At 68.3% G+C, this 13,153-nt stretch carries 13 protein-coding genes; 11 read left to right on the top strand and 2 right to left on the bottom strand.

The features are described 5' to 3' along the window. Positions 1–2: 2 nt before the first annotated feature. A complete protein-coding gene (locus SK854_RS10385) occupies positions 3–1,667 on the bottom strand; it encodes an ABC transporter substrate-binding protein (RefSeq protein ID WP_319974804.1) in 1,665 nt (554 codons plus the stop codon). A gap of 137 nt (positions 1,668–1,804) precedes the next feature. Here SK854_RS10385 and SK854_RS10380 point away from each other — a divergent pair, with 137 nt between their 5' ends. The 10 genes from SK854_RS10380 to SK854_RS10335 all read left to right on the top strand — a co-directional run bounded on the left by SK854_RS10380 (position 1,805) and on the right by SK854_RS10335 (position 10,993). Further along, positions 1,805–3,034 carry an ROK family protein gene (locus SK854_RS10380; RefSeq protein WP_319974803.1) on the top strand — a complete coding sequence of 410 codons (1,230 nt, stop codon included), beginning with the start codon at positions 1,805–1,807 and terminating at the stop codon, positions 3,032–3,034. Positions 3,035–3,106: 72 nt separating this feature from the next. Continuing rightward, entirely contained in the window at positions 3,107–3,721 is a 615-nt protein-coding gene (locus SK854_RS10375; RefSeq protein ID WP_319974802.1) for an NPCBM/NEW2 domain-containing protein, read from the top strand. Between the two features lie 82 nt (positions 3,722–3,803). After that, the gene (locus SK854_RS10370) at positions 3,804–4,259 is read left to right on the top strand and encodes a hypothetical protein (RefSeq protein WP_319974801.1); all 456 of its coding nucleotides are present in this window, start codon (positions 3,804–3,806) and stop codon (positions 4,257–4,259) included. A 158-nt stretch (positions 4,260–4,417) separates the two neighbouring features. Continuing rightward, a complete protein-coding gene (locus SK854_RS10365; protein WP_319974800.1) occupies positions 4,418–5,341 on the top strand; it encodes a carbohydrate ABC transporter permease in 924 nt (307 codons plus the stop codon). Beyond that, the gene (locus tag SK854_RS10360) at positions 5,331–6,164 is read left to right on the top strand and encodes a carbohydrate ABC transporter permease (RefSeq protein ID WP_319974799.1); all 834 of its coding nucleotides are present in this window, start codon (positions 5,331–5,333) and stop codon (positions 6,162–6,164) included. The genes SK854_RS10365 and SK854_RS10360 overlap by 11 nt, the downstream gene beginning before the upstream one ends. Positions 6,165–6,179: 15 nt before the next feature. Further along, a complete protein-coding gene (locus SK854_RS10355; RefSeq protein WP_319974798.1) occupies positions 6,180–7,487 on the top strand; it encodes an ABC transporter substrate-binding protein in 1,308 nt (435 codons plus the stop codon). Further along, positions 7,484–8,566 (top strand): Gfo/Idh/MocA family protein, encoded by a 1,083-nt coding sequence (locus SK854_RS10350; protein WP_319974797.1) that lies wholly within the window; start codon positions 7,484–7,486, stop codon positions 8,564–8,566. The genes SK854_RS10355 and SK854_RS10350 overlap by 4 nt, the downstream gene beginning before the upstream one ends. Next, positions 8,563–9,429 (top strand): DUF6807 domain-containing protein, encoded by an 867-nt coding sequence (locus SK854_RS10345; RefSeq protein ID WP_319974796.1) that lies wholly within the window; start codon positions 8,563–8,565, stop codon positions 9,427–9,429. Before SK854_RS10350 ends, SK854_RS10345 begins: the two co-directional genes overlap by 4 nt. Next, positions 9,423–10,136, top strand: coding sequence for a cupin domain-containing protein (locus SK854_RS10340; RefSeq protein WP_319974795.1), 714 nt, complete (start codon positions 9,423–9,425; stop codon positions 10,134–10,136). The genes SK854_RS10345 and SK854_RS10340 overlap by 7 nt, the downstream gene beginning before the upstream one ends. A 74-nt stretch (positions 10,137–10,210) precedes the next feature. Continuing rightward, positions 10,211–10,993, top strand: coding sequence for a glycoside hydrolase family 16 protein (locus SK854_RS10335; protein WP_319974794.1), 783 nt, complete (start codon positions 10,211–10,213; stop codon positions 10,991–10,993). A gap of 48 nt (positions 10,994–11,041) precedes the next feature. Here the strand turns inward: SK854_RS10335 and SK854_RS10330 are convergent, their stop codons facing one another. Next, positions 11,042–12,316, bottom strand: a complete 1,275-nt coding sequence (locus tag SK854_RS10330) for a YncE family protein (RefSeq protein ID WP_406601747.1) — start codon at positions 12,314–12,316, stop codon at positions 11,042–11,044. Between the two features lie 162 nt (positions 12,317–12,478). Here SK854_RS10330 and SK854_RS10325 point away from each other — a divergent pair, with 162 nt between their 5' ends. Next, positions 12,479–13,123, top strand: a complete 645-nt coding sequence (locus SK854_RS10325) for a TetR/AcrR family transcriptional regulator (RefSeq protein WP_319974793.1) — start codon at positions 12,479–12,481, stop codon at positions 13,121–13,123. Positions 13,124–13,153 lie beyond the last annotated feature (30 nt).

The following is a 13,153-nucleotide window of genomic DNA, read 5'->3' as shown; positions in this document are numbered from 1 at the left end:
CGTCAGGACCCGGCGGGCTTGAGCTTCGCGTACACCTGCGAGGCGTCCGGCCGCTTCCACACGGCGGGGAACGCGTACAGGTCGTCCTTGGTGGGCCAGCCGGTGAAGGCCTTGTCGTTGTACTCGTTCGGGACGCCGCCGGTCAGCACCGGGATGTACGGCATGGACTTCTCGAGCTCGACCTGGATGGCGTCGTAGTGCTGCTGCCGCGCGGGGTTGCCGCGGTCGGTCTTCTTGAGCTCGGCCAGCGCGGCGTCCACGACCGGGTTGCTGAACCGGGCGAAGTTCGGGTTGGCCGCCTCGCCGACCGGCGCGGTCGTCGCGGTCGAGAAGAAGTAGCTGTAGGTGTAGTACGGGTCCGGCGCCGGACCCTGCTCCACCGAGTCGATCAGCAGCTCGAACTGGCCGCGACCGCGCGCGTCCGCCCACTCGTTCCACGACAGCTGCTGCGGCGTGATCTTGATGCCGATCTTGAGCAGCTGCTGGCTCAGGGTCTCCAGCGCGGTGATGTAGTCAGTCCAGCCGGCGACCACCTTCACGGTCAGCGCCAGCGGCTTGCCGTCCTTGGCGTAGATGCCGTCGGGGCCCTTGGCATAACCGGCGGCGGTGAGGATCTGGTCGGACTTGGCGGTGTCGGCGTTCATCGGCGCCATGCGGTCGGTGAGCTTGCTGGAGATCAGCGACTCGTCGCGCGGCTGGAGGGTGTAGCCGGGCGACATCGCGGCGGCGGTGTTCTGGAACGCCAGCGAGTTGATCTGCGTGCGGTTCATGCCGTGGTAGATCGCCTGGCGCACGGCCGGATCGGTCTGCGCGCCCTGGCAGCCGAGCTGTGCGTTGGAGCAGGTGAACAACGCGACCTGGTTGAGCGGCAGCGTGACGACCTTGTAGCCGGGGTAGTTCTTCTCGACGTCCTTGATGTCCGGGACCGGCCCGGTCTGCCAGTCGATCGACCCGGCCTTGAGGGCGTCCACGCCCGCCTGGTTGCCCGACAGGGACAGGTAGCGGATCTGCTTCAGCGCGGGCTCTCCGCCCCAGTACTTCGGATTGGCCTTGAGGGTGAACGACTGCGCCTTGAACTCGCCGAGCTGGAACGGCCCGGTGCCGACCGGGTTCTGGTTCACCTCGGTCGCGGGCGTGGGGTAGTTCTTCCAGATGTGCTCGGGCATGATCCACAGCTGGCCGAGCACCTGCGGTCCGTCCATGTAGGACGGTTCGGGGAACTTGACGACCACGTGCGTGTCGTCGACCGCGGTCGTCGTGCCCTTGAACCCCGTCTTGTTGACAGCGGGGGTCTTCGCGACCATGTCGAGCGTGAACTTGACGTCCTCCGCGGTGAACTTCTCGCCGTCGGACCAGGTCACGTCGTTTCTGAGCGTGACGGAGAGCTCGGTGCCGTCCGGGTTCCACTGGAACTCGGTGCCGAGCAGGGGTTTCGGCGGCTGGTCCTTCGCGATGTTGAAGAAGAACAGCGGCTCGTAGATCGTGCCGGGCCCCTCGATCAGGGTGGGGGCGTACGGGTTGAAGTTCAGCTGGTAGTCGCCGGCCTGCCCGGTGTAGACGACGAGGGTGTCGCGGGACCGGCTCGCTCCGCCGGATCCGGAGCAGGCGGCGGTGGCGGCGACGACCGCGGCCAGACCGAGTGAGCAGAGCCTCTTGTGCAGGAACATCGTTGATCCTCCCGTGGGCTGGGTGGTTCGCGGCGAGGATTCTTCAGTTACTAAACAAAGAAAGTCAACGGCTCGGGATGCTTTACTGATCCCGAGCTTGTCGATGTGCCAAGTTCGTCGTTCGACGGAGGAGTGCGGTGAGCGGACCGGCGCGGGTGACCCACGCGAGCACCAGGGCGGCGGTGCTGGACCTGGTCAGGGCGGCGGGCATGATCAGCCGGGTCGGCCTGGTCAACGCCACCGGCCTGACCGGCGGAACGATCTCCACGGTCGTGCGCGGCCTGATCGACGAGGGCCTGGTCGCCGAGACCGGGCACGCCGAGTCGACCGGTGGCAAGCGCCGGGTCATGCTGCAGCTCAACCACTTCGCGCGCTACGCCGTCGGCGTGCACCTCGACGGCGCGCGGATCACCTACGTGCTGACCAACCTCGGCGGGGCGGTCGTCGCCAGGATCTCGCGCGCCGGTGCCGGCACCGACGAGCCGGCGGCCGTGGTCGCCAGGGTGGCCCGCGAGGCCGACGCGCTGATCGACAGCGTCGGCGTCGAACGCGATCGAATCCTGGGGCTGGGACTCGTCGCGGCCCGCCCGGCGGAGCACCACGAGTTCGGCCGGGCACTGGAACGTGCGACGGGCCTGCCCGTGGTGCTCGACCACGACGCGACCGCGGCGGCGATAGGCGAGCACTGGTCCGGCGGCGTGGGCGCCACGTCGACGTTCGCCGCGTTGTTCATGGGCACCGGGATCGGTGCGGGGATCGTGCTCGGCGGCACGACCTACCGCGGCCCGAGCGGGCACACCGGCGAGATCGGCCACGCCTGCCTCGACGTCGACGGCCCGCGGTGCTGGTGCGGTGCCAGGGGATGCCTGGAGGTGCTGGCCGGTCCCGCCGCCGTCGTCGAGCAGGCACGGGCGGACCGGGCGCTCACCCGTGCGGCGGGCCTGGTCGGCGGCAGGACCCGCGCGGCCACGCCGGTCGCGGCGGACTTCGCGGCGATCAGCAGGGCGGCCCGGCAGGGCAACGCCCGCGCGGTGGCGTTGCTGGAACGGTCCGCCCGCTACGTCGCGGCCGCGGCCCGCACGCTCGCGAACGTGCTGGACCTGGAGGTGCTGGTGCTCACCGGCCCGAGCTTCGCCATCGCGGGCTCGATCTACCTGCCCGTGCTGCGCGCCGAGCTCGACAGCGCGTTCATCGCCCGCGACGTGCACCCGATCTCCGTGCGGTTGTCGCCGTCGGCCGCGTCGGCACCGGCGATCGGCGCCGCGGCGATCGTGCTGCAGTCGGAACTGGTGCCGCGCCGGCAGGCGCTTCGGCTGCCGGACGACCTGGCGGCGGAGGAGCCGCCGGTGTTCCAGGTATTGCGCTGAATGGAGTTTCTTTTTGTCTCAAAAGGAGCTGACCCTGTAACAAAGAGGTGTCCGTCCCAGACAATGCCGGGCATGACTAGGCAAGACGGTGGCGCAGGTCACAAACCCAGGCGATGGATCGCGGGCACGGCGGCCGTGGCCATCGTGCTGGTCGTCGGAATATCCCTGCTCGTCAGCGGAGTGTTGAGCGGCGAAGAGCCGGCGGCCACCGTCCTCACCACGTCACCGGCCGCGCCTCCGCGGCCCGTCGAGGACTGGTACGACCTCACCACCTACCAGACGATCGAGTCCGGCGCCGGGCACGAGACCCTGGAGTCGATCAGCATCGGGGTGGGCAAGGAGCCGTTCGCCCGCGGCATCCGGGGTTCGGGCGGCTCCTCGGCGACTCAGTCGGCCAACTTCCGCACCTGGTCCACCGCGGGCAGGTGCACCCGGCTGTCGGTGTGGATCGGCAAGGACGCGGCCTCGGCCCAGACGGAGGGGGTCGGCCAGTTCGTGATCAGGGCCGACAAGGCGGAGGCCGTCACCCGGCAGGCGAGCATCGCCGACGCTCCCCAGCACGTCGAGGTCGACATCTCGGACGTCGACCGGCTGACGTTGCTGGACGTGCGCGGCGGCCGCGACGCCGCCAACGCCTGGGGGACCCCGCGGGTGTTCTGCTCCGCGCCGCCCGGCAAGTCCGTCTGACCGGCTCGGCCGGCGCTGGTGAGGCTTTGCGTTGAGAAGCAATAGCTTCAGCACACGCGGGTGAGCGCTGTTAACTGCCGTCATGGTTTCGAGAACCTTCAGCAAGATCGCCGGCCGGGTCGCGGCCGCCGCCGTGGTCGCGCTCTCGGCGGTCGTCGTCAACGCGCCCTCGGCCGCTGCCGCCGACCAGGAGTTCATCTACTCGGGGCAGGACTACGGGTACGCCGGGGCGACGTTCGACTGGACCGGGCGCAGTTCGGTGGGCAACATCGACCTGCTCGTGTCGGACTGGGGCTGTGACGCCAAGCCGGTCTACGCCTACTTCCTGTTCTACAACGGGTCGCTGCACCCGGACACGACGCCGACGCGCCGGTACGACTACTCCGGTTGTGACAAGGAGGACTACTCGTCCTACAACAACCTGACGTGGTCGATCAGCGGCGACTCGATCACCTACATGGGCGTCGTCGTCTGCCGTGACGCGTCGAACGGCCCGTGCAAGGTGGGCGGGCTCTCCGGCCGCAACCCCTACGCGTAGCGACCAGGTCCACAAAGGACCTGTGTCGAACGGGTCGTCGAACGGTGACGCGGCTGTTCGACGACCCGTTCGACTGCATTCGACAGCCTTGCTTGACGCTCGTGGTGCACCGATGCAGACTCCGGAAAGCGTTTTCCAGACGACGGGGTCAGGAGTTCATGAGCGCCCTCGACGAACTGCGCGGGCTGCGTCGCAGCGGCACGCAGGTGCGCAAACGGGACAACAAGGCCGCGTTCTGGTTCCTGGCGCCCTGGTTCGCCGGACTGCTCCTCGTCACGGTCGGTCCGGTGCTCGCGTCCTTCGGACTGGGCTTCACCAGGTACAACCTGATCCAGCCGCCGAAGCTCATCGGATTCGACAACTTCGCGCGCATCCTCAGCGACACGCGCCTGCACAACGCGCTTCGGGTCACGTTCACGTACGTGCTCGTGTCCGTTCCCCTGCAGCTGGCGTGCGCGCTGGGCGTCGCGCTGCTGCTCAACCGCGGGCTGCGCGGACTCGCGTTCTACCGCTCGGCGTTCTACCTGCCGTCACTGCTCGGGTCGAGCGTGGCGATCGCGGTGCTGTGGACGCAGGTCTTCGGTACCGAGGGCCTGGTGAACCGCGTGCTGGGCTTCTTCGGGGTCGAGGGCAAGGGGTGGATCTCCGACCCGGACACCGCGCTGTCGACGCTGATCGTGCTGAACGTGTGGACGTTCGGCTCGCCGATGATCATCTTCCTGGCCGGGCTGCGGCAGATCCCCGAGGTCTACTACGAGGCCGCGGCGATCGACGGGGCCGGTAAGTGGTCGCGGTTCTGGCGGATCACCCTGCCGCTGCTGTCGCCGATCCTGTTCTTCAACCTGGTGCTGCAGATCATCCACGCGTTCCAGTCGTTCACGCAGGCGTTCGTCGTCTCCGGCGGCACCGGCGGGCCGTCCGACTCGACCATGTTCTACACGCTCTACCTGTACCAGCAGGGTTTCAGCCGGTTCGACATGGGTTACGCGTCGGCACTGGCCTGGTTCCTGCTGCTGATCATCGCGGCGTTCACGGCGATCAACTTCTGGGCGGCGAAGTACTGGGTGTTCTATGACGACTGAGCGGCTTTCCCGGCTGGCCAAGCACGCCGGTCTGGTCCTGTTCGGGTTCGTGATGCTGTACCCGGTGCTGTGGATGGTCGTGAGCTCGTTGCGGCCGGGTGACGAGATCTTCCGCAGCCCCGGGCTGATCCTCGACAGCTTCCAGACCGAGAACTACACCGAGGGCTGGAACGCGCTCACGCCGTCGTTCGGGACCTACCTGCTCAACTCGGCGATCCTGGTGCTGGGCTGCATCGTCGGCAACCTGGTGTCGTGCTCGATGGCGGCCTACGCCTTCGCCCGGTTGCAGTTCACCGGCAAGCGGTGGTGGTTCGGCCTCATGCTCGGCACGATCATGCTGCCGATCCACGTGATCATCGTGCCGCAGTACGTGCTGTTCTCGAACATCGGCTGGGTCAACACGTTCCTGCCGCTGATCGTGCCGAAGATCCTCGCCACCGACGCGTTCTTCGTCTTCCTGATGGTGCAGTTCATCCGGGGCCTGCCGCGCGAGCTCGACGAGGCGGCGCGCATCGACGGGTGCGGTCACCCGCGGATCTTCGCGCAGATCGTGCTGCCGCTGATGAAACCGGCGCTCGCGACCACCACGATCTTCACGTTCATCTGGACGTGGAACGACTTCTTCAGCCAGCTGATCTACCTGACGGATCCGGACATGTACACGGTCCCCGTCGCTCTGCGCTCGTTCGTCGACTCGACGGTCGCCACGTCGTGGGGCTCGCAGTTCGCGATGAGCGTCGTGTCGCTCCTCCCGATCTTCCTCGCGTTCCTGGTCGGCCAGCGGTACCTCGTCCAGGGGATCGCCACGACCGGGGGCAAGTAGCCGAAAGGACAGCTCATGTTCAGAGGTGTTCGCCGCGGTGCCGCGTGGGCGGTTCTGCTGTCGCTGACCGCGTCCCTGGCCGGGTGCGGGTCCGGGTCCGACGCGGGTGGCGACCTGACGACGGAGAAGGTCACGCTGCGCTTCACCTGGTGGGGCGCCGACGACCGGCACAAGCGGACCCAGCAGGTCATCGACATGTTCCAGAAGAAGCACCCGAACATCACCGTCAAGGGCGAGTTCAAGGAGTGGAACGGCTACTGGGACAGCCTCGCCACCACGATGGCGGCCAACGACGCGCCGGACATCATGCAGATGGACGAGCTCTACATCGCCTCCTACGCCGAGCGCGGCGCGTTGTTCGATCTGAACGAGGCCAAGAAGCACCTGGACACCGCGAACTTCGACCAGAAGGCGCTCGCGACCGGTGCGATCGCGGGCAAGCAGTACGGGTTGCCGGTCGGCCTGGGCATGTACTCGATCATGGTCAACCTCGACGTGCTGGCGAAGTACAACATCCCGGTGCCCGACGACACGAAGTGGTCCTGGGACGACCTGAAGAAGATCGGCGACCAGGTGTCGAAGGCCGGTGGCGGTCAGGTGTTCGGCGTGCAGTCGCCCGGCATCAACGACGCGGCCGGGCTGAGCATCCGGGCGCGGCAGCAGGGCAAGGCGATGTTCGACGCCGACGCCAAGGTCGTGCTGCCGCAGGAGATCGCGCGCGACTACTGGCAGTACATCCTCGACCTGTCGAAGTCCGGTGTCGCGGCGCCGCCGTCGGTGACCGTCGAGAAGGCCTCCGCCGGGCTGAACCAGTCCGCCACCGCGACCGGCACCGCGGCGTTCGGCCTGTGGTGGAACACCCAGCTCACCGCGCTGACCGCCGCCAGTGGCGCCAAGCTGAAGCTGCTGCGGCTGCCCGGCGAGACGCAGGGCAAGGCACCCGGCGCCTACTACAAGCCGTCGATGTTCTGGTCGGTGTCCTCGCGGTCGAAGTACCCGGCCGAGGCCGCCGCGTTCGTGAGCTTCCTCGCCAACGACGAGGAGGCCGCGAAGATCCTGCTGACCGAACGCGGCGTGCCCGCCAACCAGAAGATCCGCGAGGCGATCGCGGGACAGCTCAAGGACACCGACAAGGCCGCCAAGGAGTACCTCGACACGGTCCCGGTCAGCGACCCGCCCAGGATCACGCCGAACGGCGCCAGCACCCTCGACACCATCCTCAAGCGGCACACCGAGGACGTGCTGTTCGGCCGGACCACGCCCGACGCCGCCGCCGCGGCGTTCATCAAGGAAGTCCAGGCCGAAGTGGACGCGGCGAAGTGAGGCGTGCCGCCATCATCGGCACGGGCGCCATCGCGGCCGCCCACGCCGAAGCGCTGCGGGCGGCGGGAGGACGCGTCGAACTGGTCGCGGTCGTGGACGTGGACGCCGGTCGTGCGACGGCGTTCGCCGAGGAGTGGGGTGTGCCGCGCACACACCTCACTCCGGCCGCGTTGCTCGACGCGGAGGACCTGGACCTGGTGCACATCTGCACACCGCCGCGCTCCCACGTGCCGCTCGCGCTGGAGTGCCTCGCCGGGAACGTGAACGTGCTGGTGGAGAAGCCGCCGGCGTTGTCGCTGAGCGAGATCGACATGCTGATCGCGGCCGAGCACGGCTCGACCGGCCGGGTCGCGACGGTGTTCCAGCACCGCTTCGGGCCCGCCGCGATCCGGTTGCGCCGGCTGGTCTCCGAGGGGGTGCTCGGACGGTCGTTCGTCGCCAAGTGCGACACGCTCTGGTATCGCGGCGACGCCTACTTCGACGTGCCGTGGCGCGGCACGTGGGAGAGCGAGGGCGGCGGGCCGACGATGGGTCACGGCATCCACCAGTTCGACCTGCTGCTGTCGGTTCTGGGGCCGTGGCAGGAGATCCGGGCGGTGGCGGTCCGGCAGGCGCGGGACGTGCAGACCGAGGACGTCTCGATGGCGCTGGTGACCTTCGCCGACGGCACGGTCGCCTCGGTGATCAACTCCTTGCTGTCGCCGAGGGAGACCTCGCAGCTGAGGTTCGACTTCGAGCGAGCCACGGTCGAGGTCGAGCACCTCTACGGCTACACCGACGCGCATTGGACCATGACTCCCGCGCCCGGCCATGACGAGGTCGTCGGTGCCTGGCGTGGCGAGCAGCCGCTGGTCGTGAGCGGCCACCGGTGCCAGCTGACGGCGTTGCTGGACGCGCTGGACAGCGGCGAGACGCCACCGGTGACCCTGGCGGACACCAGGAACACGATGGAGTTCGTCGCGGCGCTTTACGCCTCCGCGTTCACCGGTGCCGTCGTGAAGGCGGGCGAGATCGGCCCGGACAGCCCGTTCTACGCGACGATGGAAGGAATCGGTGCCCCGTGGGCGGATCCCCGGTGATCACGAGGCAGGACGACGAGGTGCTCGCCGTGTCGGTGGGCGACGTCGAGCTCTTCCGGTACGTGCACCGGCCGTCGACGCCGGCGTTCGAGGGCCCGAAGCCCTACCTGCATCCCGTGCGCACGCTGGCCGGTGACGTGGTGACGGCGTTCCGGCCGCACGACCACCGCTGGCACAAGGGCGTGCAGATGACCGCGACCGACGTGTCGGGGGAGAACTTCTGGGGTGGCGTGACGTACGTGCGCGACCAGGGGTACGTGGTGCTGCCCAACGTCGGGACCATGCGGCACGAGGACTTCGAGGTCGACGGTGCCCGGTTCACCGAGCGGCTGTCCTGGTTCACCGAGGCGGGAGAGCGCTGGGTCGGGGAGACGCGCTCGTTCTCGGTGCATGACGTCGAGGACGACTCGTGGACGTTGGAGTTCGCCACCACGCTGACGAACCTCCGCCTGGAACCGCTGGTCTTCGGCAGCCCTACGACCAACGGCCGTGAGCTGGCCGGCTACACCGGTTTCTTCTGGCGCGGCCCGCGTTCGTTCACCGACGGCCAGGTCGTCGCGGCGGACGGGGGAGTGGGCCAGGAGATGATGGGCGAGACCGCGCGGTGGCTGGCGTTCATCGGCCGTCACGACGAGGTGGACCGCTCGTCGACGCTGCTGTTCCTGGACCACCCGGACAACAAGGGCACGCACTGGTTCGTGCGCAGCACACCGTTCGCCGCGGTCAACCCGTCGTTCGCCTTCCACGACACGGTGGAGCTGGCTCCTGGCGACGCGCTGAACCTGCGCTACCGGCTCGTCGTGGCCGACGGCGAGTGGGACAGGGCCCGACTGGAATCCTATGTGGAGGAACATCCGTGGTGACGCCGTTTCCCGGTGGGGTGGGGATCTCCGGTCTGAGGGTGTACGACTGGCCGGCGGTGGACGGGGTCTGCGGCGGCTCGCCGCACGTCCACCTCGCCTGTGCGGAGTGCTACTACGTGATCGGCGGGCGGGGCAGCGTCCAGACCCTGACCCGGCGCGGGTTCGCCGAGACGCCGTTGCGCGAAGGCACCGTCGCCTGGTTCACGCCCGGCACGATCCACCGCCTGGTCAACGACGATGACCTGCGGATCCTCGTCGTGATGCAGAACAGCGGCCTGCCTGAGGCGGGGGACGCGGTGTTCACGTTCCCCGCCGAGGTGCTGGCCGACGCGGAGAACTACCCCGCGCACGCTCAGGCCGGTGACGAGGAGTCGGCCAGGCGGCGCAGGGATCTCGCCGTCGAGGGATTCCAGGAGTTGCGGCGACGCGTCGAGGAAGGCGAGGACGCGGCACTGGACGACTTCTACCGATCCGCCGTGCGGCTGAAGCAGGACGTTCTGGACGACTGGGAGAAGCGGTGGCGGGCCGGCGCCCTGGCCTCGGCCGAGCGCACCGGTGATCAGCTGAACCGGTTGCGGGAAGGCGACATCGGCCACCTCGCGGAGGCGGACGTGCACGTGATGCGCGCGGAAGGGCCGCAGCGGTTCGGCATGTGCGGCCGGCTCGACGTCCACGACCCGGCCCAGGGCAGCTCGCCGCACGACTGAACCGTCGAGTCGAACCGTTCGTCGAATCGACGGAACTGTTGTGCGGCAACAAGTCCGTGCTGGACAGTGAGGCGATGAGAATCGCAGCAGGCGCACTCGTCGTCGTCCTCACCGCCGCGTCCACGACCCCCGCGAACGCGGCGGCGTGGGAAGAGGTGATCGGGACGGGATCCTTCAGCGGCTACGGCGCGCTGGAGTCGGAATGGAACTACCGCTACCCGTGGGGATCCGACCACAACGGCACGGCCAGGATGTACGCGAGTTCCAGCGACCACAACCACGTGTCGCTGTCGGGCGGCGTGCTGACGGTGAAGGCGACGCGCATCTCGTGGGACGAGGGCAACAGCGGGGCCGATCCGCACCTGCCCATCCGCTACCACTCCGGCGCGATCCACGCCAGGGAGCACGTCGTCGTGAACGACCAGTTCCCGAACTGGGAGGTGAAGGGCGACTTCCAGGCGCCGTCGACCCGCGGCACCTGGCCCGCGTTCTGGCTGACCGGCGTCAACAGCTGGCCGCCCGAGAGCGACGTCCTGGAGTTCAAGGGGGACAACCGGAACTGGTTCAACACCTTCCGGACGTCCAGTGACGTGTCGAGCTCGATCGTCGGTGTCTCCTCGCCGGGCTCGTGGCACACCTACCGGGCCTGGATGACCAAGGTGAACGGCACCGACGTCGTCATCCACTACTACCTCGACGGCAAGTGGATCGCCCAGCACACCGCGAAGAACTTCGTCGGCAAGCCGCTCTGGGTGATCATCAACCTGCAGATGGAGGGCTCTTCCGGCAGCCCCGGTCCGACCGCGGAGACCGTCTACCGGGCCCGCAACGTCTACATCGGACGCACGCGGGCGTGAAAAGAGGTGGCCCCGGCGAACACCGGGGCCACCTCCCTGGACCGGTGGTCAGTTGGTGGGGCTGGTCCAGCCGGCGGAGATGTGGGCGACGCGGACGCGTTGCGGGTGGTCGCCGACGGGTACGGAGACGACTTTCCGGCCGGTGCCGAAGTCGATCGCGGTGACCTGGTCGGCGCCGCTCTCGGAGATGACGCACTGGCGGCCGTCGCCGCTGACGGTGGCCCAGTAGGGCTTGGAGGCGGTGACGAGCGGGCCTTCCTGCAGGGTGGCGCGGTCGACGACGGTGGCGTAGTCGTCCATGGTTCCGGCGACGCACAGCTTGCTGCCGTCCGGGTTCATGGACAGGCCGTGGTGGCGTGAGTCGTTGACGAAGGTGGTGCGGTCGTCGCTGGTGTCCGGGTTCTTCGGCAGCGTCTTCAGCTGGGTGATCCTGTCGGTGGCGACGTCGTACTCGATGAAGCCGTTGAAGTACGACACCTGGAAGTACAGCTTCGAGAAGTCGGGGCTGAACGTCGCGGGCCGCACCGCGTTGGACAGGTCCTTGCGGCCGAAGGCGTCCAGCTTGCCGCGCATGTCGATGGTGCGGACGATCTGGTAGGTGGCGGCGTCGACGACGGTGATGTGCCGGTCGCCCTTCAGGAAGTCCTGCCACGGTGCGTCGAAGTTGTTGTTGACCTCGCCGATCGACATGTTCCAGAGGTACCTGCCGCCGTTGGTGAAGACGTTCTCGTGCGGCTTGTCACCGGTCTTGAAGGAGCCGAGCTGCCGGCCGGTGTTGATGTCCAGCACGTGCACGGTGTTGGACGTCGACGCCGAGACCGCGATCTTGGTGCCGTCGGGGGAGACGGCCATGTGGTCGGCGCGGAAGCCCGACACGGGGAACCGCCACTTGATGTTCCCGGTGGCCAGGTCGAGGGAGACGACGTCGGCGAAGCTGGGTCGCGAGACGACCATGGCCGTGCCGTCGGGGGTGGAGTACATGTCGTCGACGAACTGGTCGTGCCCCTCGCCGGGGCCTGAGCGGATACCGAGGAAGAAGGCCAGCTTGATCGGGTTGAGGTAGATCTCGGTGAGTCGCTGGTCCTTGTCGGGGATGACGTTGATCCGGCCGATCTTGGCGAAGTCGCCGGTGGAGGAGATCACGTCGGCGGTGCCGTCCCAGTTGTTGCCGACGAACATCACCTCACGCAGCGGCGCCGCGGAGGCGGCCGGACTGGTGACGCAGGCGGCGAGCACCGCCGCCGCGGCGACGGCGTGGGTGAGGCGGCGGCGCGTGAGAGCGCTTCCGGAAGGTTTCCGTGCAGGGGTCGACGAAGCGTGCATCGTTGCATCTCCGAATGAAGTGGGCGCCGGCAAGGGGGCGCATGCCGCAGGGAGATCTGAACTTGGCCGAGTTCAGATTTTACCTACTGGATAGTAGGCTGACGTGATCCCGGCCACAAGAGCCAGTGGAGGCAACCACCGCACACGTCCGTTGGAGGCACAGTGGCAGGCAGGATCACCCCGGCGGAGGGCCGTTACGGCGGCAGGGACGCGGCCGAGCGCCGCGACGAACGGCGCGGGCGGTTCCGGGAAGCGGGCCTGGAGACCTTCGGCACCGCACAGGGTTTCCGGGGGACCCGTCTGGGCGATCTGTGCAAGGCCGCCGGTCTGTCGAGCCGCCAGTTCTACGAGGAGTACCGCGCCCTGGAGGACCTGCTGGCCGATCTGCACCTCCACGTCAACGACGTGGCGGGGAAGGCCGTCGCCGAGGTGCTGCCCGGCACCGCGCACCTGAGTCTGCCGGAGCTGCTGCCCCGCTTGGTGCACGCCTACGTGAAGGGCGCCTGCGCCGACCCGCGGCACGCCCGCATCGCCTACGTCGAGGTCGTCGGAGTCAGCCCCCGCATGGACCGTCAGCGCCTCGAACGCCGCGCCATCTGGGTCGAGATGATCAACCGGCTGGCCGCGGACGCCGCCGCACGGGGTGAGATCCCTCCCGGCAACTACCGCATCACCGCCGCGGCCATCATCGGCGCCATCAACGGACTCATGCACGACTGGGTCGTCGGGTGGGTCGATGCGACGCTGGACGAAGTCGCGGACGAGCTGGTCCAGATGGTGCTCGGCAGGTACCAGATCGCCGAGTGAGTCGAACGTCCACATCGGACGCACGCGGGC

Origin of the sequence: Lentzea sokolovensis, from assembly GCF_033949975.1 — a bacterium.
In the GTDB taxonomy this organism is placed as follows: Bacteria; Actinomycetota; Actinomycetes; order Mycobacteriales; family Pseudonocardiaceae; genus Lentzea; species Lentzea sokolovensis.
This window is presented reverse-complemented; position numbering and strand designations above follow the sequence as displayed.